This is a genomic window from Solimonas flava DSM 18980 (assembly GCF_000426685.1).
Classification (GTDB): Bacteria; Pseudomonadota; Gammaproteobacteria; order Nevskiales; family Nevskiaceae; genus Solimonas; species Solimonas flava.
In genome coordinates, this window is record NZ_AUFV01000001.1 from 43,014 (window position 1) to 69,416 (window position 26,403).

Genomic DNA, 26,403 nt, shown 5'->3' on the forward strand with positions numbered 1-26,403 from the left:
ACGGCACTGTGTCTCAGTGGTCGCGGCCCTCGATATGGCGGGACAGCCACTGCAGCGGCTCCGCGCCGTCATTGAAGAGCGCCAGCGCCGCCCGCGCCGAGGCGAACAGTTCGGCGGCGCGGGCCTTGGCGGCCGGCAGGCCCATCACCGACGGGTACGTCGACTTGAGGCGGGCCTCGTCCTTGCCCGCCGTCTTGCCGAGCGCCGTCGAGCTGGCCTCGATGTCGAGCACGTCGTCCTGGATCTGGAAGGCCAGGCCGATGCACTTGCCGTAATGATCGAGCGCGTCGCGCGCCTCGGCGCGCAGCGCCGGCGCGGCGGCGCAGGCGAGCCGCAGGCAGGCGCGGATCATCGCGCCGGTCTTGTGGACGTGCAGGGCTTCGAGTTCGGCCAGCGTCAGCTGGCTGCCCTCGGAAGCGAGATCGACAGCCTGGCCGCCGACCATGCCGCGCGAGCCGGCGGCCTCGGCGAGCAGGTCGACCATCTGCAGGCGCTGCGCGGCGGACAGCCCGGCCTCGCGGTCGGATGCGAGCACCTGGAAGGCCAGCGCCTGCAGGCCGTCGCCGACCAGGATCGCGGTGGCTTCGTCGTAGGCCTTGTGCGTCGTCGGCCGGCCGCGGCGCAGATCGTCGTCATCCATCGCCGGCAGGTCGTCGTGGACCAGCGAGTAGACGTGGATCAGCTCGATCGCGCAGGCCGGCGCGTCGAGCGCGCGCGGCGGCAGGCCGAGCACTTCGCCGGCCGCATATACCAGCAGCGGACGCAGGCGCTTGCCGCCGTCGACGGCGTAGCGCATCGCCTCGTGCAGGCGCGCCGGATAGCAGCCGGCCGGCGGCAGCGCGCGCTCGAAGGCGGCCTGCAGGCGTTGCCGGTAGTCCTCCACGCGTGCGGCGAACGGCGCGTTCACGGGCCTGCGTCCTCGTCTGCATCGTCATCGCCGCCGCGGTCGCTGGCGAGCAGATCGTGCACTTTCAGTTCGGCGTGTTCGAGCGAGCCGCGGCACTGTCGGGCCAACGCCACGCCGCGTTCGAACAGGCGCAGCGACTCGTCGAGGCGCAGGTCGCCGCGCTCGAGCGTCTGCACGATGCTTTCGAGCTCCTTCATCGCCTCCTCGAACTGGCCGACCGGGTCGGCGGACGGAGCGGGGGCGGGCGGCGGAACCGGGTTTTTGGCGGGCATGGCAGGCGCGGCTCGCGAGAGCCGGAGACGAAAGAGCCGTAGTGTAATCGCCGGACGGCACATCCAGAACGCCGGTGCCCCGCATCGCGGGTATCGGAACGGGCGGCGCAGGCGCGCGCCTGCGTGCCCGAGAACGGCGGCGAGGGCAATCTTGCCGAGGCGCGACGCATTGGCTACCTTCGCGCGTCCGCAACGCGACCCCCCTCCGATGGCCAGCAACAATCAGTACAGCGCCGAAGCAATTGAAGTCCTTCAGGGTTTGGATCCGGTGCGCAAGCGCCCGGGCATGTATACGGATACCACGCGTCCGAACCATCTCGCCCAGGAAGTGATCGACAACGCGGTCGACGAGGCGCTCGCCGGCTACTGCAAGAACGTCACCGTCACGGTCCACGACGACGGCTCGCTCGAAGTTGCCGACGATGGCCGCGGCATGCCGGTCGACATTCACCCGGTGCACAAGGTCACCGGTGTCGAGCTGATCCTGACCAAGCTGCATTCGGGCGCCAAGTTCTCGAACAAGCAGTACCAGTTCTCGGGCGGCCTGCATGGCGTCGGCGTCTCGGTCGTCAACGCGCTGTCGAACCGTCTCGAAGTGCGCGTGTTCCGCGACGGCACCGAGCATCTGATCGTGTTCAAGGACGGCGAAGTCGCCGAGAAGCTGAAGCCGGTCGGCACGGTCGCCAGGAACAAGCGCGGCACCACGGTGCGCTTCTGGGCCGATCCGAAGTATTTCGACTCGCCGAAGTTCTCGATGCCGCGCCTCAAGCAGGTGCTGCGCGCCAAGGCCGTGCTGTGCCCGAACCTGCACGTCACGTTGATCGACAAGATCCACGGCGAGGAGCTGAGCTGGCAGTACGAGAACGGCCTGCCGGACTACCTGAAGGATGCGCTGCAGGGTGCCGAGACCTTGCCGGGCGAGCCTTTCATCGGCCAGTTCAAGGCGGCGCGCGAGGAAGCCGAGTGGGCGCTGGTGTGGCTGAACCAGGAAGGCGCGCGCGGCGAGCCGGTCGCCGAAAGCTACGTCAATCTGATTCCGACTGCGCAGGGCGGCACGCACGTCAACGGCCTGCGCACCGGCCTGACCGAGGCGATCCGCGAGTTCTGCGAGTTCCGCAACCTGCTGCCGCGCGGCCTGAAGCTGACGCCGGAAGACGTCTGGAACGGCTGCGCCTACGTGCTCAGCGTCAAGATGCAGGACCCGCAATTCGCCGGCCAGACCAAGGAGCGGCTCAGCTCGCGCGAGACGGCCGCCTTCGTGCAGGGCGTGGTGCACGATTCGTTCAGCCTCTGGCTGAACCAGCACACCGATGCCGGCGAGCAGATCGCGCAGCTGGTGATCGCCAACGCCAATGCGCGCCTGAAGCTGTCGAAGCAGGTCGTCCGCAAGAAGGTCACCAGCGGGCCGGCGCTGCCCGGCAAGCTGGCCGATTGCGTGTCCAACGACCCGGCGCTGACCGAGCTGTTCCTCGTTGAAGGCGACTCGGCCGGCGGCTCCGCCAAGCAGGCGCGCGACCGCGAGTACCAGGCGGTGATGCCGCTGCGCGGCAAGATCCTCAACAGCTGGGAAGTCGATGCCAACGAGGCGCTCGCCTCCCAGGAGATCCACGACATCTCGGTGGCGATCGGCGTCGATCCGGGCAGTGCCGACATCGCCAGCCTGCGCTACGGCAAGATCTGCGTGCTCGCCGACGCCGACTCCGACGGCCTGCACATCGCGACCTTGCTGTGCGCGCTGTTCCTCAAGCATTTCCGTCCGCTGGTCGCCGCCGGCAACATCTTCATCGCGATGCCGCCGCTGTTCCGCATCGACGCCGGCAAGCAGGTCTATTACGCGCTCGACGAGGCCGAGAAGAACGGCGTGCTCGACCGCCTCGCCGCCGAGGGCAGCCGCGCCAAGCCGCAGGTCACGCGCTTCAAGGGTCTGGGCGAGATGAACCCCTTGCAGCTGCGCGAGACGACGATGGCGCGCGACACGCGCCGCCTCGTGCAGCTGACGCTCGACGACGGCGTCGCCGACGCGGGCCTGTCGGCGGACAAGGTCATGGACATGCTGCTCGCCAAGAAGCGCGCTTCGGATCGCAAGGACTGGCTCGAGCGCGAAGGCAACCGCGCCGAGGTCTGAGCGCGCGGGAACGATCTGTCGGGGAGGTCAGACGCGGAGGCGGCGTATTGCGTATCCTTGGAGACCGTCCCCCGGTTCCCTTCCTCGCGCCCGACGCATGCATCATTCGACGCCCCTGATCGCGACCATCGTCGGCGGCCTCGTGCTTGCCTTCGTGTTCGGGGCGATCGCGCAGCGCCTGCGTCTGCCGCCGCTGGTCGGCTATCTGCTCGCCGGCGTGGCGATGGGCCCCAACACGCCGGGCTTCGTCGCCGACCAGAGCCTGGCCAGCGAGCTGGCCGAACTCGGCGTGATCCTGCTGATGTTCGGCGTCGGCCTGCATTTCTCGCTCAAGGATCTGCTGTCGGTGCGCAAGATCGCCGTGCCCGGTGCGGTCGTGCAGATCGCGGTCGCCACGGCGCTCGGCGTCGGCCTCGCGCTGCTGCTCGGCTGGCCGCTCGGCGGCGGCATCGTGTTCGGCCTGGCGCTGTCGGTGGCGAGCACGGTCGTGCTGCTGCGCGCGCTGCAGGACCGTCGCCTGCTGGAGACCGATCGTGGCCGCATCGCGGTTGGCTGGCTGATCGTCGAGGATCTGGCGATGGTGCTGGCGCTGGTATTGATTCCGGCCCTGGCGGAAGCCTTCGGCGCTGCCGGCGGCGCCTCGGTCGGGGCGGGTGCGATCGCCGCGACGCTGGCGATCACGATCGGCAAGGTGATGGCCTTCGTCGCCGTGATGCTGATCGGCGGCCGCCGCCTGATCCCGCGCATCCTCGACTGGGTCGCACGGACCGGTTCGCGCGAGCTGTTCACGCTGTCGGTGCTCGCCGTCGCGCTCGGCGTCGCGCTCGGCGCCGCGTACCTGTTCGACGTGTCGTTCGCGCTCGGCGCGTTCTTCGCCGGCATGATCCTCGCCGAGTCGCCGCTGTCGCATCGCGCCGCCGAGGAGTCGCTGCCGCTGCGCGACGCCTTCGCCGTGCTGTTCTTCGTCTCGGTCGGCATGCTGTTCGACCCCAGCATCGTGCTGCGCGCGCCGCTGCAGCTGCTGGCGACGCTGGCCATCATCATTGTCGGCAAGTCGATCGCGGCGTTCGTGATCGTGCGTGCGTTCGGCTACACGCGGGCAACGGCGATGACGATCGCCGCCAGCCTGTCGCAGATCGGCGAGTTCTCGTTCATCCTCGCCGGCCTCGGGCTGGCGCTTGGCCTGATGCCGCAGCAGGGCCAGGACCTGATCCTCGCCGGCGCGATCCTGTCGATCCTGTTCAACCCGGTCGCCTTCGCGATCGCCGAGCGCGGCCTGCGCAAAGCCGACCCGCTGGTGGTGCCGGCGGCGACGGCAGCGGCGGCCGCGCCGGCGGCCGAGGCGCCGGCGCCGCTGCGCACGACAACGCTGCACGGCCACGCGATCGTGGTCGGCTACGGCCGCGTCGGCAGTCTGGTCGCGGCCGGTCTGCGCGACGCCGGCGCGCCGCATCTGGTGATCGAGGATCGCGAGAAGCCGGCCGCGGTCGCACGGGTCGACGGTGCCGAGCTGCTGATCGGCAATGCCGCCGAGCCGCGCGTGCTGCAGGCCGCCAACCTCGGCGGCGCCAGCCATCTGTTCGTGGCGATCCCGCAGAGTTTCGAGGCCGGGCAGGTCGTCAAGCAGGCGCGCAAGGCCAATGCCGAGCTGGTGATCGTCGCCCGCGCGCATTCCGATGCCGAAGTGAGCTATCTGCAGCAGTGCGGCGCCAACATGACGATCATGGGCGAGCGCGAGATCGCGCAAGCCATGCTCGGTCTCGCCGTGGTGCCGGCATCGCGCCCGCCGGACGCCTCGCTGCCGTGAATGCCATGGCGATGCCCGCCGGTGCGGACGATGCGCTGCACCGGGCGCTGAAGCGCTGGTTCGGCTTCGACCATTTCCGGCCCGGCCAGGAGGCCGTGGTCCGCGACGCACTGGCCGGCCGCGACCTGCTCGCGATCATGCCGACCGGCGGTGGCAAGTCGCTGTGCTTCCAGCTGCCCGCGCTGCTCAAGCCCGGCGTCATGCTCGTCGTCTCGCCGCTGATCGCGCTGATGCAGGATCAGGTGCGGCTGCTCGACGAAATGGGCGTGCCCGCCACCTTCCTGAACTCGACGCTGGGCAGCGCCGAGGCGGCGTCGCGCATGGCCGGGCTGCTGCGCGGCGACTACCGGCTGCTGTACCTGGCGCCGGAGCGCCTGCTGCTGCCGGAATTCCGCGACGGCTTCCTCGCGCGGCTGGCGCAGGCGCAGGGGATTTCGGCGATCACCATCGACGAGGCTCACTGCGTTTCGGAGTGGGGTCATGACTTCCGGCCCGAGTACCGCCAGCTCGGCAGCCTGCGTGCGCAGTTCGCGGCGGTGCCGATGTTTGCGTTCACGGCAACGGCGACGCAGCGCGTGCGCGGCGACATCGTCGCGCAGCTGCAGCTGCGCGATCCGGCGGTGCACGTCGCCAGTTTCAACCGGCCGAATCTCTATTACGCGGTACGGCCGAAAACGCAGCAGACCTATGCGCAGCTGCTGGCGCTGGTGCGCGACGGCGGCTCTGGCATCGTCTACTGCCTGTCGCGGCGGCGCGTCGATGAGCTTGCGGCGCGGCTCGGCGCCGACGGCATCGCCGTCGCGCCGTACCACGCCGGACTCGACGCCGAGACGCGGCGCGCCAATCAGGAACGCTTCATTCGCGACGATGCGCAGGTGATCGTCGCGACGATCGCGTTCGGCATGGGCATCAACAAGCCCGACGTGCGCTGGGTCGCGCACTACGACTTGCCGCGCACGATGGAGGGCTACTACCAGGAGGCGGGGCGCGCCGGCCGTGACGGCGAGCCTTCGCGCTGCATCCTGTTCTTCGGCCTCGGCGACATCCGCACCGCGGAATTCCTGATCGCGCAGAAGACCGATCCGGAGTCCGGTGCGCCGCTCGAGCAGGAGCAGCGGGTCGCCCGCCAGCAGCTGCGCCAGGTGCTCGACTACGCCGAATCGCACGAATGCCGGCGTGCGATCCAGCTGCGCTACTTCGGCGAAGCGTTTGCGGGCAACTGCGGCGCCTGCGACAACTGCCTCGAGGCCAAGGTCACCGAGGACTGGACGCTCGAAGCGCAGCAGCTGCTGTCCTGCGTCGCCCGCCTCGCGCAGCGCGGCGAGCGCTACGGCGGCGCGCACGTGATCGACATCCTGCGCGGCTCCGAAAGCCAGAAATTGATCGACCGTGGCCACCAGCAGCTGTCGACCTACGGCATCGGCAAAGCACGCTCGCTCGACGAGTGGCGCACCTTGCTGCGCGCGTTGCTGCACCAGGGCCTGCTCGGCGAGACCACCGACGGTTATCCGGTGCTGCGCCTGACGCCGGAAAGCCGGGAGGTACTCAAGGGCGAGCGCCGCGTGCGCGTCGTGCCGCCGCCGCCGCGCGAGACGGCGGCGACGCGCAAGGCACGGCGCGCGTCCGCCGCGGCCGATCTGCCGCCGCAGGGGCAGTCGTTGTTCGAGCAGCTGCGCGCGCTGCGCAAGCGCCTCGCCGACGCCCAGAACGTGCCGCCGTACGTGGTCTTCAACGATGCCTCGCTGCGCGAGATGGCGGACGTGCAGCCGCAGGATCTCGACGCCTTCGCCGGCATCTCCGGCGTCGGCAGCCGCAAGCTCGAGCAGTACGGCGCGGCTTTCGTCGAGGCGATCCGCACGTTCCGCCGCGAGGCCGTCGACAGGCCGTAGAATTCCGCTTCCAGACCGGGCCGCCGGCCCGAACCGATCCCGACCGACTCCATGAGCCAGAACACCACCGACAACGGCGCCGACACCGAGCGCCTGCCGCTGCGCGTCTTCGCCGAGAAGGCCTATCTCGACTATTCGATGTACGTCGTGCTCGACCGCGCGCTGCCGCACGTCGCCGACGGTCTCAAGCCGGTGCAGCGCCGCATCGTTTTCGCGATGTCCGAACTCGGCATCAACGCCACCGCCAAGCCGCGCAAGTCGGCACTGACGGTCGGCGACGTCATCGGCAAATACCATCCGCACGGCGATTCGGCCTGCTACGAGGCGATGGTGACGATGGCGCAGCCGTTCTCCTACCGCTATCCGCTGGTCGACGGCCAGGGCAACTGGGGCTCGCAGGACGACCCGAAATCCTTCGCCGCCTATCGCTACACCGAGTCGCGACTGACGCCGTACGCGCAGACGCTGCTCGCCGAGACCGACCAGGGCACGGTCGACTGGCTGCCGACTTTCGACGGTTCGCGCGACGAGCCGCGCCTGCTGCCGGCGCGCCTGCCGAACATCCTCGTCAACGGCACCACCGGCATCGCGGTCGGCATGGCGACCGACATTCCGCCGCACAACATCCGCGAGCTGGTCGCCGCCTGCCTGCACCTGCTCAAGCATCCGAACGCGCACATCGAGAAGCTTTGCGAGTTCGTGCCGGCGCCGGACTATCCGACCGGCTGCGAAATCGTCTCCGAGCCGCACGATCTGCTGAAGATCTACCAGACCGGTTACGGCCAGATCCGCGCGCGCGCGCGTTGGGAGCGTGACGACGACGGCAACATCATCGTCACGCATCTCGGGCACCAGGTCTCGCCGGCCAAGATCCTGGAGCAGATCGCCGAGCAGATGCGCGCCAAGAAACTGCCGCTGGTCGAGGACCTGCGCGACGAGTCCGACCACGAGAACCCGACGCGTCTGGTCATCGTGCCGCGCAGCAACCGCGTCGACGCCGAGCAGCTGATGGCGCATCTGTTTGCCACCACCGATCTCGAGAAGAGCCACCGCGTCAATCTCAACATGATCGGCCTGGACGGCCGGCCGCGCGTCAAGAACCTGAAGGACATCCTGTCGGAGTGGCTGGACTACCGTTTCGCGACGGTGACCCGGCGCCTCAACCATCGTCTGGCCAAGCTCAACGATCGCCTGCATATCCTCGAAGGCTTGCTGATCGCCTACCTCAACATCGACGAGGTGATCCGCATCATCCGCTTCGAGGACGATCCGAAGGCCAAGCTGATCAGCACCTTCGCGTTGTCCGACGCGCAGGCCGAGTGGATCCTCGACCTCAAGTTGCGTCACCTGCAGAAGCTCGAGGAAATGAAGATCCGCGGCGAGCAGGAGGAGCTGGCCGCCGAGCGTGCCCGCCTCGAGGAGCTGCTCGGCGACGACGACAAGATGAAGAAGCTGATCGGCGACGAATTGCGCGAGGACGCCAAGAAGTACGGCGACGAGCGGCGCTGTCCGATCAACGCCCGTCCGCCGGCGGCGGCGCTGGAAGCCACCGAGATCCTGCCGGTCGAACCGGTCACGGTGGTGCTGTCGAAGGCCGGCTGGATTCGCGCCGGCAAGGGCCACGAGCTCGATCCGACGGCGCTCAGCTACAAGTCCGGCGACGAGTTCGGTTACGCCGTGCAGGGCAGGACCAACCAGCTGCTGGTGCTGCTCGATCACAAGGGGCGCAGCTACACGCTCAATCCGCGCGAGCTGCCGAGCGCCCGTTCGCAGGGCGAGCCGGTGACGACCAAGCTCGACCTGCAGGACGGCGGCCGCATCACGGCCCTGCTGATGGGCGACGCGAACGAGAAGCTCGTGCTCGGCAGCGACGAGGGTTACGGCTTCATCGCCAAGCTCGGCGATCTCGAATCGCGCCTGAAGGCCGGCAAGGCCGTGATCAGTCTTTCGGCGACCGCCAGCGTGCTGGTGCCGGCGCGCGTCGGCGACGCCAGCCAGGACCGCTACGCGGTGGCGACCGCCGAGGGCCGCCTGCTGGTCTTCCCGCTCGCCGAGCTGCCGGAGCTGGCCAAGGGCAAGGGCAACAAGCTGATCGCGCTCAAGGGCGAGGATCGCATCCTGGCTTCCTGCGTGGTGCCGGCTGACGCCAGCCTGACGCTGGTCTGTGGCAAGCGTACGCTGACCTTGAAACCGGCCGATCTGGCGCACTACAGTGGCTCGCGCGCCAGCCGCGGCAATCATCTGCCGCGGGGCTTCCAGCGCGTCGACAGCATGCAGGCGGAAGCGTCCGCGAAACCTTCGACTTGAAAATCCGGTCCAAAGCCCGAATTTACGCAAGGTCGGGTCCGTTAACAGATGCCTTCGCCGTGGCGAATGCATCTGACAACCGATCCCGATTTCTCGACTGAAAGGCAGTCTTGTCCATGAAAAGAGTGTTGCTGTTCCTGGCGACGAACCTCGCCGTGGTGCTCGTCCTGAGCGTCGTTACCTCTCTGCTCGGCGTCAATCGCTGGCTGACGGCGAACGGGCTCAACTATCAGGCGCTGCTGGTGTTCTGCGCCGTGTTCGGCTTCGGCGGCGCGTTCATCTCGCTGGCGATGTCGAAGATGGTCGCCAAGTGGTCGACCGGCGCGCAGATCCTCAAGGAGCCGCGCAATTCGTCGGAGATGTGGCTGCTGCAGACGGTCGAGCGCCAGGCGCGCGCCGCCGGCATCGGCATGCCGGAAGTCGCCGTCTACGATGCGCCGGAGCCCAACGCATTCGCCACCGGCATGAGCCGCAACAATGCGCTGGTCGCGGTGTCGACCGGTCTGCTGCGTTCGATGAGCCAGGACGAGGTCGAGGCCGTGCTCGGCCATGAGATCAGCCACGTCGCCAACGGCGACATGGTCACGCTGACCCTGATCCAGGGCGTGGTCAACACCTTCGTGATGTTCCTCGCGCGCGTCATCGGCTACGCCATCGATCAGGCGCTGTTCCGGCGCAATTCGGACGAGAACAGCGGCCCCGGCATCGGCTACATGTTCACGGTGATGATTCTCGAACTGCTGTTCGGCATCCTCGCCAGCATGATCGTCGCCTGGTTCTCGCGGCAGCGCGAGTTCCGCGCCGACGCCGGCGGTGCGCACCTCGCCGGCAAGCGCAAGATGATCGCGGCGCTGCAGCGCCTGAAGGCGGTGCACGAGCCGTCGACCTTGCCGGCCAACATGATGGCGATGGGCATCAGCGGCGGCCAGCTCGCCAAGCTGTTCTCGACGCACCCGCCACTCGAAGTACGCATCGAGGCGCTGCAGAAGGTGCAGGTCGCCTGAGACGGGCGGCGCGGCAGATGAAAAAAGGCGGCCTGCGGGCCGCCTTTTTCGTGGGCTCCGGCCTGGTTAGCGCGCGCCCACCTCGGCGGACAGCAGCACCACTTCGGGCTCCTGCACGTGGTAGCCCTGGATGAAGTTGACGCCCATCTGCCAGAGGCGCGCCATGACGTTGGCGTCCTCGATGTGGCTGACAATGGTCTTGATCTGGCGCTGTTTGGCCAGCTCCATCAGCGCCGACATGCGCCGATGCGTTTCCTTGTCGCCGAAGTTCTTCGCGTACGACTGGTGGAACTTCAGGAACTGCACCGGAATGTGCTCGATCATCTGCGCCGAGTTCGAGCCGACGCCGAAGTGCTCGATCGCGAACTGGGCGCCGAGGTCGATCAGCGCCTTGCTCAGCAGCTTGGCCTTGCGGATGTGGTTCTGCAGCACCAGTTCCTGCAGTTCGAACACCATTTCGCCCGGCCGCAGCGGCCGGCTGCGCAGCTGTTCCTGCAGCCAGCCGACGAAGGCCTCGCTGTCCTTGAGCGTGTCTTCCGACAGCTTGACGAACAGGCTCGAGGCTTCCTGCGCGCCATCGCGTTTGGCCTGCATCTTCAGCGTGCGCTGCACGACCCAGCGGTCGAGCGCGCGCATCTGGCCGGATTTCGCGGCGGACTCGATGAATTCCGACGCGTGCAGTTCGCGGCCGTCCTCGTCGATGAGGCGCATCAGCACGTCGAAGTGCTGGCGCGTGTCGCCTTCGAGGCTGGCGATCGACTGATAGGCGAGCTTGAGGCGATTGGCTTCGAGCGCCTTGCGGATCACCGCCGCCTTGCGTTCGAGCTCGCGCTCCTGCAGCGAGCTCTGCGCGGTCGGACCGAGGTTGGCGAACTGGCGCCCGCCCTTGGCGGACAGCTGGCGGGCGTGGCGCGCCAGCTCGGCGACGACGGCGCTGGCCTGCTCGCTGCCGCTGAACGGATAGGCGGTCACGCTCAACGACAGCTGCGCTTCGTGACCGGAGGTGTTGAAGATCTGGCGGGTGACTTCGCGGACCAGCGACTCGCCGAGCTGCTGGATCGCCGCGGCGTCGTTCTGCGTGGTCAGCGCCGCGAGTTCGTGCGTCGAGAAGCGGAAAACCTGGTCGCTGTTGCCGAGGCGCTCCTTGATCCAGGCGAGCAGCTGCAGCACGGCCTGTTCGACGTCGTGCAGGCCGAGCTGCTCTTCGAGCGCGGCGAAAGCGTCGATCGTGAACAGCAGCGCCGCGCGTTGCTGCTTCTGCTGGCCGGCGCCGGCGACCGCCGCCGCCAGCGTCTCGAAGAACTGCACGCGGCCGCTCGGTGCAGCGGCGGCACCGGCCGGTGCGAGCTGCGCCGCCTCGGCGCGGATCAGCATCTCGATCAGCTGCTCGCCGTCCTGCTCGCTGACGGTGAGGCGCGCGCTGATCGCGACGCGGCGGCCCTGCTCGTCGAGCAGGCAGCAGTCGAGCGTGCGGTTGTCGGTCTTGCCGCGCAGCAGCAGCTTGAGCTGTTCCTTGACCTTCGGCACGAAGTCGGGCGCGACCAGATCCATCAGCGGTACGCCGGCCAGGGTGCTGGCGTCGGCGTGGCCGAGCAGCTGCGCGAACGCCGGGTTGGCGTTCGACAGAATGCCTTCCTGAATGTAGGCGACGGCGTCGTTGGTGCCGCTGATCAGCTCCTCGTGACGCGACTCGAACGTCGCCAGACGCTTCTGCGTGGCGCGCAGCTCGCGGCGGTGCTGGTGCGAGGCGATCTCGCGCAGCACGACCAGTTCCAGATGGCGCAGGTCGCGCTGGTCTTCATAGGCCACGTGATCGCGCGCGCCGACCGCCATCGCCGCGACCGTGTCATCCGCCGTCGCGCGTGCGCTCAGCAGCAGCACCGGCAGGTCCGGCGCGAGGCGGCGGCACAGTTCGACGACATCGCGCAGCGGGGCCTGGGCCAGTGCGTCGGCGCACAGCACGAGATCCGGCGCGCCGCGGCGCAGCGCTTCCTCGACGTCTTCGAGATCGGTGACCCAGGCGCTGCGCACCGGGTGGCCGGCGTTGCGCAGATAGCTCTCGATGCGCTTGGCGATGCTCTCGGAATCGCTGACGACCAGCGCGACGTGGCTGCTCGCCTGGTTGGCGGCGGCGGCAGCATGGACGAGCTGGGCTCTGGGATCGATCGGCATGGGAGAGGCTAGGGCACCGGCGGCCATTGGGGAATTTCCATGGATGACAGGCTTAGTAACGGGGTGCGCAGGCCCGCGCATCGCACAGGCGACGAGCGGCGGGCCGCACCGCGCGAACGGCAGCTTGACAAGCAGCGGACGCGCCGCAACGGCGGCGCGCGCAACCTCGGTACCCTCATCGATGCCCCCAACCCGATTTGTCGTTTTCGCCTCGCTCCCACGAGTGCGCGCCGGGTCTAGTCGGCTTGCGGCGAGATCCCGTCCTGCCAGTTGATCCAGGTCTTGGCGGGCTCGCCGGCAATCTCGCGTACCAGTTTCGGTACCAGATAGCCCGGCAGCCGCGACGATAGCATGCGCATCAGCTCCTGCGCGCGGGGCTCGGGCAGATCGAAATGGGCCGCGCCCTGGACGCGGTCGAGCAGGTGCAGGTAGTAGGGCAGAACCCCGCATTCGAACAGCCGCTCCGACAGCGTCGCCAGGCTTTCGACGTCGTCGTTGACGCCACGCAGCAGCACCGCCTGATTGAGCAGCGGGATGCCGCGCCGGCGCAGCGGCTGCAGGGCCTCGGCGACCGAGGCGTCGAGTTCGCGAGCGTGGTTGGCGTGCAGCACGAAGACGGTTTGCAGACGGGTCGTGTCGAGCCAGGCGAGCAGGCGCTCATCGATGCGCTCGGGCAGCACGACCGGCTGGCGCGTGTGGATGCGCAGGCGCTTGAGCTGCGGGATCGCATCGAGCGCACCGACCAGTTCGGCGAGCTTGTCGTCGGACAGCGACAGCGGGTCGCCGCCGGAGAGGATCACTTCCTCGATGCCCGGATCGGCAGCGATCTCGGCCAGCGCCGGCGCCCAGCGCTCGCGCGCCGCGAGCTGCTCGGAGTACGGGAAGTGGCGCCGGAAACAGTAGCGGCAATGCACGGCGCAGGCGCCGGTCGCCACCAGCAGCACGCGGCCGCGGTACTTGTGGATCAGTCCGGCGCCGCGCACCCGATGCAGGTCGCCGACCGCGTCGATCACGTAGCCCGGTGCCGTCTCGTCTTCCTGCGGCGCCGGCCAGACCTGCAGGAACAGCGGGTCGCGCGGGTCGCCCTTGCGCATGCGTGCCGCGAAGCCGCGCGGCACGCGCAGCGGAAAGTCGCGCAGCGATGCGGCGCGCAGCGCCGGCGTCGCCGGGTCGAGGCCGAGAAATGCCAGCAGCTCGTGCGGGCGCGTGAATGCCTGCCGCAGCTCGTGCTGCCAGACCGGAGCCCGGCCCGGCGCGCTCTGGTTGTTTTGGGGGTTGGACGGTATCATTCGCGCTCATTTTATGCCGTCCACGGCGCCGCCGCGGCCCTGGGCACGGCTCTCAAAACTAAAGCGAACGAAACACGCAAGCGACCGATATGGCCACCGTCAGCACCAACGAAATGAAGGCCGGCACCAAAGTTCTGATCGACGGCGATCCGTACTCGATCATCGACAACGAGTACCGCAAGCCGGGCAAGGGCCAGGCGACCAACACGCTGAAGATCCGCAACCTGAAGACCGGCCGTGTTCTCGAGAAGACGCTGAAGTCGGGCGACAGCTGGGAAGTTGCCGACGTCGAGGATGCCGAGATGCAGTACCTCTACAACGACGGCGAGTTCTGGACCTTCATGGATCCGACGAGCTTCGAGCAGATCCAGGCCGGCAAGGCCGCGATGGCGGACGCCGCGCAGTGGATCAAGGGCGAGGAAACCGTGCGCATCACGCTGTGGAACGGCGTGCCGCTGCTGGTGACGGCGCCGAACACCGTCGAGCTGACGATCGTCGAAACCGATCCGGGCCTGCGCGGCGACACCGCGACCGGCGGCACCAAGCCGGCCAAGCTCGAGACCGGCGCGGTCGTCAAGGTTCCGCTCTTCATCACCGAAGGCGAGAAGATCAAGGTCGACACCCGCACCGGCGAATACCTGAGCCGCGTCGGCAAGTAAGCCGCGAGGCTTGCCGCTGTCGCAAAGGCCGCCGCGAGGCGGCCTTTGCCGTTTCGGAAGACCCGTCAACGGAGCATGGCCATGAACTGGCAGCCGAGCGCCACGATCGAGTCGCTGCGGGCCCGCGCCGCACTGCTCGCCGCGATCCGCGCCTTCTTCGCCGCGCGCGAGGTGCTGGAAGTGGCGACGCCGCTGCTGTCCCGGCACGCGACCGTCGATCGCCACATCGACAGCTTCGTCACGCAGGACGGCCGCTGGCTGCAGACCTCGCCGGAGTTCGCGATGAAGCGGCTGCTGGCCGCCGGCAGCGGGCCGATCTGGCAGATCGCGCCGGTGTTCCGCTACGAGGAGCAGGGGCGCCACCACAACCCCGAGTTCACGATGCTGGAGTGGTACCGGCCGGGCTTCGATCATCACCGGCTGATGGACGAGGTCGAGGCGCTGCTGCGCCACTGCGGCGCGCCGGCTGGCGGCTGGCGGCGCTACAGCTATCGCCAGGCCTTCGGTGAGCACGCCGGCTTCGATCCGTTCGCGCTCGACGCCGCGGCCCTGCGCGAGCGGCTGGCGGCGCGCGGCGTCGCCGAGCCGGACGGCCTCGGTGACGCGGACTGCGCCAGCCGCGATTTCTGGCTCGACCTGTGGATGTCCTACGTCGTCGGCCCGCAGCTGGGGCGCGAGGCGCCCGCCTTCCTCTACGACTTTCCCGCTTCGCAGGCGGCGCTGGCGCGCGTGCGCGCCGGCGATCCGCCGGTCGCCGAACGCTTCGAGCTGTTCTGGCGCGGCCTTGAACTCGCCAACGGCTTTCACGAGTTGAGCGATGCGGCCGAGCAGCGGCGCCGCTTCGAAGCCGACCAGCAATGGCGCCGCGCCAACGGTCGCGTGGTGCCGCCGTACGACGCCGAGCTGATCGCCGCGCTGCAGGCCGGCCTGCCGGACTGCGCCGGGGTCGCGCTCGGCATCGACCGCCTGCTGCTGTTGCTGAGCGGCCGCGAGCGGCTCGACGAGGTCCTCGCGTTTCCGGCCGATCGCGCTTGAAACGGCGGTTCGCACCGTCGCTGCGGCTGCCTCAGCGCGCGTGCAGGTGCGTGATGTCCCAGGCGTAACGGGCAATCAGGATCGTCACGATGACGACGAACAGCGCGCGCACGAAGCCGCTGCCGCGGCGGATCGCCAGACGCGCGCCGATGACGCTGCCGGCGACGTTGAAGACCGCCATCGGCAGCGCCAGCTCATAGCGCACGTGGTCGTGCGTGATGAAGTAGGCGAGCGCCGCGGCATTGGTGGTGACGTTGACGAGCTTGGCCGAGACCGATGCGGCCAGGAAGCTGAAGCCGAACAGGCCGACGAACGCGAAGATCAGGAACGAGCCGGTGCCGGGGCCGAGGAAACCGTCGTAGAAGCCGATCAGGGTGCCGGTCGCCAGTCCCGCCCAGAGCGTGGCGCTGCGGCCGAGGCGCGGGGCATGCAGCGCGCCGAGGTCCTTTTTCCACAGCGTGTAGGCGAGCACACCGAGCAGCATCACCAGCACCAGCGGGCGAAAGCCGTCGGCCGGGATCAGTGCTGCGGCGCGCGCGCCGAGAAAGCCGGCCAGCAGCGCCGCGGCGACCGTCGGCAGCGTGGCGCGCCATTCGATGGAGGTGCGGCGCGCGTACTGCACGGCCGCCGCCGCGGTGCCCCAGATGCTGACGAACTTGTTGGTGCCGAGCAGCGCGACGGGCGCGGTCTGCGGCAGCAGGACGAACAGCGCCGGGACTTGGATCAGGCCGCCGCCACCGACCACGGAATCGACGAAGCCGGCCAGGAAGGCGAAGCCGCACAGCGCGGCCAGCAATTCGGGCGCCAGCTCCATGTGCGGATCAGGCGGACAGGCCGAGTTCGCGCTGGCGCTTCTTCGACAGGCGCGCCGCGACCAGTTCGTAGGCGCGGCGCAGGCGGGCGACGGTCCAGTCCTGCGGATAGCGTCGCGGCTCGGTGACGGTGACCCAGCGTGCACGTGCCAGGTAAGGCGCCGGCATGATGCCCGGCTGTTCGGTCAGCGCCAGGAACAGATCGTCTTCGACCTTGAAATGCAGCCAGCCCGGATGTGCCGAGCGGGGCAGGTTCAGCATCGCGAACATGCGGCCGTCGACGCAGGCCACCAGATGATCCTGCCACTTCACGTCGAGCGCCACGCCCGGCCAGGCCGCGACGCAGCGGCGCAGGCCGGTCTCGTTCATCGCCATGGCGCCGGCGAGCCTTTAGAGCAGCGAGGCCACCTTCGACGGGATCTTGAAGCGCTTGCCGGCCAGCAGCTGGTTGAGCAGCAGGGTGATCCACTCGCGCGAGGTCGAGAAGCTGCGCAGCTTCAGATAGACGTCCTCGCCTTCGTGCTCGATCTCGTAGCGATCGATCGAGGCGCTTGCCGGTTCCTTCTCGCCGCGCAGCAGTACGCGGAACGACAGTCGGCATTCGTTCGTGTCGACCTGCAGGTCGAGGATCTCGCCGTATTCCTTGTAGCGGTCGTTGATGTAGGCGCGCAGGGCGACGGCGAGCGCGCCCTCTTTCATTGATTTTCCTAAGCGTCCGAGCATGCCGGCGTCTCCGGGTACGGCTTCGTTCTGTGCGGATCTGTTCATGGCAGGGCGGCGCCGTTCGGGCGCCGCCCGCATCCGCTACAGGATATCCGATGCGTAGGCGGCGAGGCGCGAGCGTTCGCCGCGCGCCAGCGTGACGTGCCCGCCGTGCGGCCAGCCCTGGAAACGGTCGACGACGTAGGTCAGGCCGGAGGTGGTTTCCGACAGATACGGCGTGTCGATCTGGCCGAGATTGCCGAGGCAGATCATCTTCGAGCCGGGGCCGACGCGCGTGATCAGCGTCTTCATCTGCTTGGCGGTGAGATTCTGCGCCTCGTCGATGATGATGTAGCGGTTCAGGAAGGTGCGTCCGCGCATGAAGTTCAGCGAGCGGATCTTGATGCGCTTGGCCAAGATGTCGTTGGTCGCCTGACGCTCCCAGTCGCCGCCGGCGCCGTTCTGCGTCAGCACCTCGAGATTGTCCATCAGCGCGCCCATCCACGGCGCCATCTTTTCTTCCTCGGTGCCGGGCAAAAAGCCGATGTCCTCGCCGACCGGCACGGTGACGCGCGTCATGATGATTTCGCGGTAGCGCTGTTCGTCCATGGTCTGCGCCAGGCCGGCGGCGAGCGTCAGCAGGGTCTTGCCGGTGCCGGCGGTGCCGAGCACCGTCACGAAGTCGACCTCCGGGTCGAGCAGCAGGTTGAGTGCGAAGTTCTGCTCGCGGTTCTTGGCGTGAATGCCCCAGACGCTGGTCTTGGCGGCGCGGTAGTCGCGCACCACGCGCAGCTCGGCGGTCGTGCCCTCGATGCGCGAAACGACCAGTTCCAGGCCCTTCTCGTCGTCGTCGTCGGGAATGTAGAGGAACTGGTTGACGTGCCAGTTGCGCACCAGCGGTCCCTTGATCCGGTAGCAGGCGCGGCCGCGGCTGTCCTGCCAGCTTTCCATCTTCTCGCCGTGCGTCTGCCAGAAGTCGCGTGGCAGTTCCTTGTAGCCGGTGTACAGCAGATCGAGATCGTCGAGGACCTGGTCGTTGTGGTAGTCCTCGGTGTGGACGCCGACGATCGCCGCCTTGATGCGAAGATTGATGTCCTTGCTGACCAGCGCGACGTGGCGGCTCGGGTTCTTGGCCTGCAGGTCGAGGGCGTTGATCAGGATGCTGTTGTCCGGCTTGTTGCCGGGCATCAGGCCAGGCAGCACCGCCTCGCTCGGCCGCGTCTGGAAGAACAGCTTGCCGGACGCCGGTTCGCCGCCGCGGCCGCTGCCCTGGCTGCCGGCCGGGCCGCTGGCCGGGCCGCGCACGCCGGGCAGCGGCAGGCCTTTTTCGATCTGCGCGTGGTTCTTGTCGTGCATCAGCTCGTCGAGGAAGCGGCTGACCTGACGCGCGTTGCGGGCGATTTCGCTCGAACCCTTCTTGGCGGCGTCGAGTTCCTCGAGCACCACCATGGGGATGAAAAGATCGTGTTCTTCGAAGCGGTACAGCGAGGAAGGGTCGTGCAGCAGGACGTTAGTGTCGAGGACGAAGATCTTGCGCTTGCTCATCGGGTAGGAAGCACCTCGCGCGCGCGAAGCGGGTTCGCGGCGCCGTCTGGAGTCGTCAGGGGAAGAAGAGGCCCGCGTCCGTCGCTCAGGACCTGGCGGGTTCGGCTGCGCTTGAAGCGATGCGTGTGAATTTTCTTGTGCCGCTGGCTTGGTGTCGCCGCGCCGGAATCTCCGGCGGCCGAGGTCAGACTAGCCCATGCGGTTTGCAGAAAAAAGTGCTTTTCAGCGCGGGGCTTTGCCGTTACTGTGAGAATCCCGCGAGGTGGCCGCCGCCATCATTCCGGCGTGCCGAGCTACAGCGTGCGCAGCGCGGCGAGCACCTCGGCAGCGTGGTTCTTGACCTTCACCGGGCGCCACTGCTGGCGCAGCGCGCCCTGGCTGTCGAACAGAAAGGTGCTGCGCTCGACGCCCAGGTACTTGCGGCCGTACAGGCTCTTTTCCTTGATGACGTCGAAGGCCTTGCACATCGTCTCGTCGGCATCCGACAGCAGGGCGAACGGAAACTCGAACTTGGCGGCGAAGCCGTCGTGCGATTTGACGCTGTCGCGCGACACGCCGAGCACCTCGGCGCCGGCCTTGCGGAAATCCGCATACAGGTCACGGAAATCCTGGCCTTCCTGCGTGCAGCCCGGCGTGTTGTCCTTCGGATAGAAGTAGACGATCAGCGCCTTGCCCTTGAACGAGCGCAGCGCGATGTTGCGGCCGCCATTGGCCGGCAGCGTGAGGTCGGGGATCTTGTCGCCAATCTGCAGGCTCATGGTGTTCTTCGCCTATCGGGTCGTATCGGTGCGTGTCGGGTGCTGCAGGCCGCGCGCGACGGCGCGCGCGACGCGCGTTGCGCCGGTTTGCGGTCCGGGCTGGCCGGCCTTCGGGAACCGCGAGTATAGGGCGGCGCGGCTTGCCGGCAACGCTAGGTAGGGGATGTGCCGGCGGCTCTCGGTGCCGTCGCCGCGTCGCGCGCTCAGCGCGAACGGGGCGGGCGCGCCGCGCGCTGCTGCGCCCCGCGCCCCGCTGCAGCGGGCGTCGCTGGCGCGCGGCGCGCGGCGGCGTCGATCGCGGCATCGATCCATTGCAGCCGCGCCTCGCAGGCGGCCGTGTCGCCGGTGGCGAGGAACTGCAGGATCAGGCCGTCCATCGCCGCCAGCGCCGCGCCGGCCAACCGGCGCAATTCATCCTGCGGCCACGTCGGCGCCACGCTGGCGAAGGCCTGCGCGAGCATCTCGATGTAGCCCTCGTACTGGCGGCGGGCGAGGCCGGTCTGGCCGCTCGCGGTCAGCGCATAAAGCGTCAGCTCGTAATGAACTTTCTGCAGCGCCGGATCGGCAACGACGTGCTGCCAATACGCGCGCGAGACTTGCCGTGCGGCGTCCGCCAGCGTCGCGGCGCCCTGCACGGCGGCGCCGATCACACGCCGCACGTCGGCGTGGATCGCCTCCAGTACCGCGATCAGCAGTTCGTCCTTGCCGGTGTAGGTGTAGTGCAGCATCGCCTGGTTCATGCCGGCTTCGGCGGCGACGGCGCGCGTCGAGGCGGCCGGCAGGCCGTCGCGGGCGATGACGCGGATCGCGGCCTCGATCAGACGCCGATGGCGCTCCTCGGCGCTCATCGGGGTCCAGGCGCGGCGGCTGCGCCGGGTCCTGGGGGCGGTGCTGCTCATGCGGAGGTTTCCATGGTCGGCGGCACTATAGAGCAATTGACTTAGTCATTTGACTAATAGAGCATCGGCGGGTTCGGCAAAAAGGGGGCGTGCATGCGGTTCGACAACGCGACGGTGTGGGCGGGTGTGCGGGCGCGTCCGCTGCGCGCATCGCTGCGGCTCGACGGCGAGCGCATCGCCGCCATCGCGGCGGATGAGGCGCTGCCTGACGGCGGCGGGCGCGATCTCGCGGGCTGCCACATCGTGCCGGGATTCGTCGACGCGCATTCGCACCTGACGGTGAGCGCGTGGATTCCGGAATGGCTCGACGGCAGTGGCTGGCGCGATGCCGACGCCGCGCTCGCGGCGCTGCGGCAGCTGGCGGCGGCGCGGCCCGACGCGCCGTGGCTGATCGCGATGCAGGTCGATTTCGACGGCTGGCGCGGCGGCGTGCCGGCGCAGTCGCGGCTCGACGACGCCGTCGGCGGTCGGCCGGCGATCGTCATGGACGGCTCGCTGCATCGCTGCTGGGTTTCGTCGGCGGCGCTCGCGGCCAGCGGCGTGGCGACGCTCGCGCCGCGGATCGCCGACGACATCGAGCGCCGTCGCGGGCGGCCGACCGGATTCCTCTGGGAGGCGGTCAGCGCCATGGTGTTCCAGCGCGCGCTCGCCGATCTCGCCGCGCAACTCGGCGACGGCGGCTACGACGCGCTGTTGCGCGCCGAGGCCGAGCGCCACCTGTCGCTGGGCATCACCGCCTGCCACGATCCGCTGGTGCCGCCGTCGATGCAGGCCGCGATGCAGCGCCTGCGGCGCGCGACGCCGCTGCGCCTGTCGTGGTCGCGCGTGGCGGAGGCGAGTCTGCTGCAGGCCGCCGAGCCGGCCGAACTGTGCCCCGAATGCGGCGAGGGACCGGCCAGCGCCAAGCTGTTCATGGACGGCGCGCACAAGTGCGCCCTGTGTCTCGATCCCGCGCATGTCATGGCGATGGCCGGCGCCGCCGTCGCGCAGGCCTTCCGCGGCCATATCTCGCCGCTGCGCGAGTTGCTGCGTTATCGCACGGTCTATCGCGATCGCCGTTTCTACATGCCGTACCTGCGCATGGACGGTGACGCCCTGAAGCGGCGACTCGACACGCTGTCGCAGCACGCCGTGCGGCCGAAGATTCATGCGCTCGGCAACCACGCCGTGGCGTGCAGCTGCGCGGCCCTGAAGCAGGCCGGCATCCGCGACGCCACGCTCGAACATCTGGTCGTGCTCGGCGACGCGGAACTCGATGCGGTCGCCGACTGTGGTGCCGCCGCCTCGCTGCAGACCGGTTTCATCGAACACTACGGTGCGGCCCTGATCGAACGCGGCACCCTGCCGCGGCTGCGCGTGCTGCCGGCAGCCTCGCTGCAGGCGCGCGGCGTGCCGCTGGCGCTGTCGTCCGACAATCCGTGCGGACCGCTCGATCCGCTGTTCAATATCCGCGCCGCCGTCGAGCGGCGTCTGCCGGACGGCCGTGTCGTCGATGCGCGCGAGGCGATCGCGCCCGAGGCGGCGATCGCCGCCTACAGCGTCGGGGGATATCGGGCGATCCACGGGCGCGAGGCGCCGGGCCTGACGGCCGGTGCAACGGCCGATTTCGTGATTCTCAGCGGCGATCCGCTGGATGCGCGCACGACGGTGCGCGAGACCTGGATCGGCGGCCGCCGGGCATGGCCGGCGGCCTGAGCGGCCCGGCGCGGCGCCGGACCGCGCAGGCGCTCAGGTCTTGATCGGATCGAGCATGCCGTCGGCGTTGAGATCGTCGCAAAGGTCCATGAAGGATTCGCGCAGCGCCTGCGGATGCTGATTGACCGGCACGTGCAGCACCATCTGCACGTTCGCCATCTCGGCGCCGGTATAGGTCGACTGGTACTTCTGCGTCGAGATCTCGACGACCTCGACATCCTGGTGCTGAAAGAACTCGAGGATATTGACGAGCAGATTCGGGTCCTGCGGCGCGATCACCTCGGCCGCGTACGGACGGAAGTCCGGGTTGACCGGGCGCGTCTCGCAGCGCTCGAAGCGTACCTGCAGTTCGAGCTTCTCGGCGATGCCGGGCAGCGCGGTCTCGAGGCGGCCGAGCGTGCTCCAGTTGCCGGACACCAGCAGATTGGCCGTCAGGCGGTCGCCGATCTGCGCGATGCGGCAGTCCTCGACCTCGCCGCCACGCTCGCGGATCGCCTTGAACAGTTCGAGCGGCACATTGCCCTTCGGTTTGCCGATGACGGAGACGGTAAGCAGATTATCGTTGGCGGACATGGTCACGGCGGGCGGAAAAGCGGCCTATTGTAGTGCCAGCCGATCTGGCCCGTCAGCCGGGCTCAAAGTGTGCGCCATACGACACTTCGGCCGCACAGACAACTCATTCGGGTGCTTGTTGCGCTTTTGCTGCGCTGCCTACCTTGGCGCGCCCGTCGTCGGCGGGCGCTACGGGCTGGAGCCTGGGGAGAGTAGCGATGAGGATCGTCAGCACATTCGTGCGTTGGAGTGGCTGTTGCGTTCTGGCCATGCTGCTTGCTTGCGGCGGCGGTGCAGGTGGCGACGGAAGTGATGCGGGCGGCGATGCCGGTGGCGGCTCGGGGGGTACGGACGGTCCGCCCGCGATCGTTGGTGGCGACGGCGATCAGTACGGCTCGGATCCTGATCCGATTCCGGAGCCCAGCGGTGCGCCAGACAGCAACGCTCTGATCGACGCTGCGCTCGCCAAAGGTGATCTGAGCACGGAGCAGGCACTGATTTACCGCATGTATGCGCAGTTCGGTGATGCCCGGTTGCCGGCGGCGTACCGCGGCGATGACGTCGGGCAGATCGAAGGTCATGCACACGACGCATTTGTCGCGCAAGTGGACAGTGTCGGCCTCGACAGGATTTCCGACGAAACCAAGTCAGCGATGCTGCCGTACTTCCTTCCGCCCTACTACTCGGGCAGCTGGTGGGCGGATCGTCATGCCGCGGGCAAGGCTCTCAGCGGTGGACGTGTGAAGGCAGATTCCTGTCCGGGCTGCTCGACACTCAGCAGCTGGAAGAATGTCAGCGGCAACAACGTCGTCGTTTGGTATCAAGCCGACCAGGAGGCAACGGATCGCCCCAAAGCCAACATACTGCTTGCCGAGTTCGAGCAGGCGATCTGGCCCAAGCTCACGACGACCATGGCGCGCACGCCGCTGAGCGACGAAGGCACCGGCGGTGTGGCCGGCTCGCTGTGGACTGAAACCGATGGCCGGCTCGATGTCGCGCTGGTTGATCTCGCGAACGGCAATGAAGGCTTGACGACGCCTTCGACGTGGCGCTGCAAGGCGACTTCCGTCCACATTGCGCTCAATCGCTCGCTGTCCAACCAGGGGCTGATTGCGCAGGCGGCGCATGAATTCATGCACGCGATCCAGTACGCGATGTCACCTGCGCGATGCGTGGACGACTACTACACGACCAAGGAGGCGACCGCGGTCTGGGCGACGAACCACGTCTACCCGAAGAATGATTGGGAGCACAGCTACGTCAAGCACTATCTGAGCGGCGGATATGTGTCCGAGTCGTACGATTCACGCAGCACGCCCGGCCTCTTCCGCTACGGCGCCTACGTCTTCCCCTTGTTCCTTGAGTCACTGCATGGCGCCGGTATCGTCAAGAGCATCTGGGATCAGACGGCGACCTACAACAGTGAGCTGAGCGCGATCGATGCGGCGCTGGTCGACGCCGGCGCTTCGTTCGCGCTCGATTGGCCAAAGTTCATTGCCGCCAACTGGAACAGCGATGGCTTGGCTGGCTATCTCGCCGCCGACGGCATCGTCAGCAAGATGCAGATCGAGGCCGGCAACTCCGCCGACCTGCGGATGAATGCGTCCGGCACGTCGGTGCTCAACCATACGGTCGAGATTCCGCATGCGGCAGCCGTCTACTACCGCGTCGCGTTTCCAGACAGCGCGGCACGTAGCATCACCATCTTCAACGGCTGGACCTTCAAGGCTGCGGTCAAGACCGCGCCCGATTTCGGCGAGTCTCTGTACTACACCGGGCTCAGCGCGCTGGAGCGACGCGGGCTCAGCATGCAGGTCTATTTGAAGATCAATGGCAGCTGGCAGGCAGCGCCGGCGCCCGGCGTTGCCGCGACGGCCGATCTGTCGAACCGGTTCTGGGCGGCGTTCTGTCGTGACAATCCGGCCGCCAAAGTCGACGAGATGATCGTCATGTATGGCAACGCCGAAATTGGCGAAGGCGCACCGAACTACGGTCCGACCACCTCACGCGATCTGTTGCCCGGCGTGCTGGCGACCAGTATCGGCTGCCGTGCCTGGGTCGGCACCCTGAACATGAGCTTCAGTGGCCCCGATGGCACCACGCAGAAGCTGGAAATCGCCAACGCTCGCCTCGAAAACACGATGGATACCAGTGCGCCGAGCCCGGGCAGCTATTGGCCGGACTATCCGCTGCAGCCGGGCGAGGAGGGGCCACAGCTGCCGGGCTGGGTTTACCGCGTCGCCTCCGGCGATGCGTTCTGGGAGTACTACGTGCCGCCCGACGGCGCCGGTAAGCCGGCTTGCAGCGGGCAGCGGAATTTCGGCATCGGCGGCAACCTGCCTTCGGTCACGATGATGCACATGGTGCCTGCGGGCACGGCCAGTCGCCGATTCCTGTTGCCGGGTTTCCTGGTCAATGTGCTGGCCGCCAATGCTTCGGCGGGCACCGTGCTGCAGGCTTGCGGGTTAAGCCCCCACAACCTGGACATCACCGTTGGAACCCCGGGCGATCCGAAGATCGCCGCTTCCGGCTTGAGCGCCCAAGGCGACGCCGCTCAGGTGAACAACGATCATGTGACCGGAATCTGGACGCTGCAGGGCTTGACACAATAGGCAGGGTCCTGGCGCCGGCGGTGGAGCCGGCGCCAGGGCGTGGTGATCCCGATGCGTCGGCGGTGCGCCAGCCGCTATACTTGCGCCCCCCGCAATTTCCGTTTCCCCGTACCGAGCATGATCAAGGGCAGCATCGTCGCCATCGTCACCCCCATGTTCCCGGATGGCGCGGTGGACTGGGACAGCCTGTCGGCGCTCGTCGAATGGCACATCGTGGAAGGCACCGACGGCATCGTCGCGGTTGGCACCACCGGCGAGTCGGCGACGCTCGACGTCGACGAACACATCGAAGTGATCCGCCGCGTCGTCAAGCTCGCCAAGAAGCGCATTCCGATCATCGCCGGCACCGGCGCCAACTCGACTGCCGAGGCGATCGAGCTGACGCGCGCCGCCAAGGACGCGGGCGCCGACGCCGTGCTGCAGGTGACGCCGTACTACAACAAGCCGCCGCAGGAAGGCCTTTATCGCCATTTCAAGGCGATCGCCGAGGCGGTCGACATTCCGGTCATCCTCTACAACGTGCCGGGCCGCACCGGCTGCGACCTGCTGCCGGCGACGGTGGCGCGCCTCGCGCAGCTGAAGAACATCGTCGGCCTCAAGGAGGCCAAGGGTGATCTTGCGCGCATCAAGGAACTGCTGGCGCTCGGCCTGCCGCGCGACTTCGCGATCTACTCCGGCGACGACGCGACGGCCTGCGAGTCGATCCTGATGGGCGCGCATGGCGACATTTCGGTGACCGCCAACGTCGCGCCGCGCAAGATGCACGAGATGTGCGCCGCGGCGCTGGCCGGCGACCGTGCCAAGGCGGAACGCATCGATGCGGAACTTCAGCCCCTCCACAAGCATCTGTTCGTCGAACCCAATCCGATTCCCGTCAAGTGGGCTTTGAACGAAATGAACAAGATTCCCGCCGGCCTGCGTCTGCCCCTCGTGGCGATGGACCCCGCGCACCAGGACGTGGTCCGTTCGGCGCTGCGCACGGCGGGAGCGATCTGATGCGCCTGCTCTCCGTTGCCATCCTGACGGCGACCGCGCTGCTCGCGGCCTGCAGCAACACCCGCCGCTGCGAGTCCGAGCAGCGTTACCAGAAGGCCGAGACACTGCCGACGCCGGGTGCCGTGCCGGGGCTGACGGTGCCGGAATCGCCGTCCGCGCTGCGCATTCCGCCGGCGCCGGCCAGCAGCGAGCCGTTCGGCAAGAAGGTGCGCGATCCGGCCGACCCCGGCAGCATCAAGTACGAGTGCCTCGATATGCCGCCGCGCCTGGCCGGCGAGGCGGCGCCGCCGAAGGGCGCCGCCAAGATGCCGCTGCCGGAGGACGACACCGAGAAGAAGAAGCACTGGTGGTGGCCCTGGTAGCTTT

The 26,403-nt window shown here is 68.2% G+C and carries 22 protein-coding genes; 11 read left to right on the forward strand and 11 right to left on the reverse strand.

Annotated features, from left to right (window positions below; genetic code table 11):
- Positions 1-13: 13 nt before the first annotated feature.
- Complete coding sequence (locus K343_RS0100190) at positions 14-907, reverse strand: polyprenyl synthetase family protein (protein ID WP_028006359.1); 894 nt, start codon at positions 905-907, stop codon at positions 14-16.
- On the reverse strand, positions 904-1,401 hold the full coding sequence (gene xseB / locus K343_RS25245; protein ID WP_366514315.1) for an exodeoxyribonuclease VII small subunit: 498 nt from the start codon (positions 1,399-1,401) through the stop codon (positions 904-906). Before xseB ends, K343_RS0100190 begins: the two co-directional genes overlap by 4 nt.
- Here xseB and parE point away from each other — a divergent pair.
- The 5 genes from parE to htpX all read left to right on the forward strand — a co-directional run bounded on the left by parE (position 1,388) and on the right by htpX (position 10,311).
- Positions 1,388-3,304, forward strand: coding sequence for a DNA topoisomerase IV subunit B (gene parE / locus K343_RS0100200; RefSeq protein WP_028006361.1), 1,917 nt, complete (start codon positions 1,388-1,390; stop codon positions 3,302-3,304). The genes xseB and parE overlap by 14 nt on opposite strands.
- 97 nt (positions 3,305-3,401) lie before the next feature.
- Positions 3,402-5,111, forward strand: a complete 1,710-nt coding sequence (gene ybaL, locus K343_RS0100205) for a YbaL family putative K(+) efflux transporter (protein ID WP_028006362.1) — start codon at positions 3,402-3,404, stop codon at positions 5,109-5,111.
- An 11-nt stretch (positions 5,112-5,122) separates the two neighbouring features.
- Positions 5,123-7,000, forward strand: coding sequence for a DNA helicase RecQ (gene recQ, locus K343_RS0100210; protein WP_366514341.1), 1,878 nt, complete (start codon positions 5,123-5,125; stop codon positions 6,998-7,000).
- 51 nt (positions 7,001-7,051) lie between these two features.
- The gene (gene parC, locus K343_RS0100215; RefSeq protein ID WP_028006364.1) at positions 7,052-9,307 is read left to right on the forward strand and encodes a DNA topoisomerase IV subunit A; all 2,256 of its coding nucleotides are present in this window, start codon (positions 7,052-7,054) and stop codon (positions 9,305-9,307) included.
- Between the two features lie 116 nt (positions 9,308-9,423).
- Positions 9,424-10,311 carry a protease HtpX gene (gene htpX, locus K343_RS0100220; protein WP_028006365.1) on the forward strand — a complete coding sequence of 296 codons (888 nt, stop codon included), beginning with the start codon at positions 9,424-9,426 and terminating at the stop codon, positions 10,309-10,311.
- Positions 10,312-10,377: 66 nt separating this feature from the next.
- Here the strand turns inward: htpX and K343_RS0100225 are convergent, their stop codons facing one another.
- Complete coding sequence (locus K343_RS0100225; RefSeq protein ID WP_028006366.1) at positions 10,378-12,483, reverse strand: EAL domain-containing response regulator; 2,106 nt, start codon at positions 12,481-12,483, stop codon at positions 10,378-10,380.
- 236 nt (positions 12,484-12,719) lie between these two features.
- Positions 12,720-13,772: an EF-P beta-lysylation protein EpmB gene (gene epmB / locus K343_RS20210; RefSeq protein ID WP_051277789.1), complete on the reverse strand. Its 1,053-nt coding sequence runs from the start codon at positions 13,770-13,772 to the stop codon at positions 12,720-12,722.
- 89 nt (positions 13,773-13,861) lie between these two features.
- On the opposite strand from epmB, the gene efp reads away from it, so the two are divergent.
- Positions 13,862-14,431: an elongation factor P gene (efp, locus tag K343_RS0100235; protein ID WP_020650399.1), complete on the forward strand. Its 570-nt coding sequence runs from the start codon at positions 13,862-13,864 to the stop codon at positions 14,429-14,431.
- A gap of 45 nt (positions 14,432-14,476) precedes the next feature.
- On the forward strand, positions 14,477-15,466 hold the full coding sequence (gene epmA, locus K343_RS0100240) for an EF-P lysine aminoacylase EpmA (RefSeq protein ID WP_281169360.1): 990 nt from the start codon (positions 14,477-14,479) through the stop codon (positions 15,464-15,466).
- A 31-nt stretch (positions 15,467-15,497) separates the two neighbouring features.
- Here the strand turns inward: epmA and K343_RS0100245 are convergent, their stop codons facing one another.
- From K343_RS0100245 to K343_RS20215, 6 genes are all read right to left on the reverse strand, one after another.
- Positions 15,498-16,280 carry a sulfite exporter TauE/SafE family protein gene (locus K343_RS0100245; protein ID WP_028006368.1) on the reverse strand — a complete coding sequence of 261 codons (783 nt, stop codon included), beginning with the start codon at positions 16,278-16,280 and terminating at the stop codon, positions 15,498-15,500.
- Between the two features lie 7 nt (positions 16,281-16,287).
- Positions 16,288-16,647: an MmcQ/YjbR family DNA-binding protein gene (locus tag K343_RS0100250; protein ID WP_028006369.1), complete on the reverse strand. Its 360-nt coding sequence runs from the start codon at positions 16,645-16,647 to the stop codon at positions 16,288-16,290.
- Positions 16,648-16,668: 21 nt separating this feature from the next.
- Entirely contained in the window at positions 16,669-16,977 is a 309-nt protein-coding gene (locus K343_RS0100255) for a hypothetical protein (RefSeq protein ID WP_020650403.1), read from the reverse strand.
- A 105-nt stretch (positions 16,978-17,082) separates the two neighbouring features.
- A complete protein-coding gene (locus K343_RS0100260) occupies positions 17,083-18,525 on the reverse strand; it encodes a PhoH family protein (RefSeq protein WP_028006370.1) in 1,443 nt (480 codons plus the stop codon).
- A gap of 293 nt (positions 18,526-18,818) precedes the next feature.
- Positions 18,819-19,283, reverse strand: a complete 465-nt coding sequence (locus K343_RS0100265; protein ID WP_028006371.1) for a peroxiredoxin — start codon at positions 19,281-19,283, stop codon at positions 18,819-18,821.
- A 203-nt stretch (positions 19,284-19,486) separates the two neighbouring features.
- Positions 19,487-20,182, reverse strand: a complete 696-nt coding sequence (locus tag K343_RS20215; protein ID WP_084615561.1) for a TetR/AcrR family transcriptional regulator — start codon at positions 20,180-20,182, stop codon at positions 19,487-19,489.
- Positions 20,183-20,275: 93 nt separating this feature from the next.
- Here K343_RS20215 and K343_RS0100275 point away from each other — a divergent pair, with 93 nt between their 5' ends.
- On the forward strand, positions 20,276-21,877 hold the full coding sequence (locus K343_RS0100275; protein ID WP_028006372.1) for an amidohydrolase family protein: 1,602 nt from the start codon (positions 20,276-20,278) through the stop codon (positions 21,875-21,877).
- Between the two features lie 33 nt (positions 21,878-21,910).
- On the opposite strand, the gene K343_RS0100280 is transcribed toward K343_RS0100275, so the two are convergent.
- Positions 21,911-22,450: a glycine cleavage system transcriptional repressor gene (locus K343_RS0100280; RefSeq protein WP_020650408.1), complete on the reverse strand. Its 540-nt coding sequence runs from the start codon at positions 22,448-22,450 to the stop codon at positions 21,911-21,913.
- Positions 22,451-22,647: 197 nt separating this feature from the next.
- Between K343_RS0100280 and K343_RS0100285 the strand changes: the two genes are divergently transcribed.
- The 3 genes from K343_RS0100285 to K343_RS0100295 all read left to right on the forward strand — a co-directional run bounded on the left by K343_RS0100285 (position 22,648) and on the right by K343_RS0100295 (position 26,399).
- Positions 22,648-25,041: a hypothetical protein gene (locus K343_RS0100285; RefSeq protein ID WP_154662406.1), complete on the forward strand. Its 2,394-nt coding sequence runs from the start codon at positions 22,648-22,650 to the stop codon at positions 25,039-25,041.
- A gap of 117 nt (positions 25,042-25,158) precedes the next feature.
- Complete coding sequence (gene dapA / locus K343_RS0100290; RefSeq protein WP_028006374.1) at positions 25,159-26,037, forward strand: 4-hydroxy-tetrahydrodipicolinate synthase; 879 nt, start codon at positions 25,159-25,161, stop codon at positions 26,035-26,037.
- On the forward strand, positions 26,037-26,399 hold the full coding sequence (locus tag K343_RS0100295) for a hypothetical protein (RefSeq protein ID WP_028006375.1): 363 nt from the start codon (positions 26,037-26,039) through the stop codon (positions 26,397-26,399). Before dapA ends, K343_RS0100295 begins: the two co-directional genes overlap by 1 nt.
- Positions 26,400-26,403 lie beyond the last annotated feature (4 nt).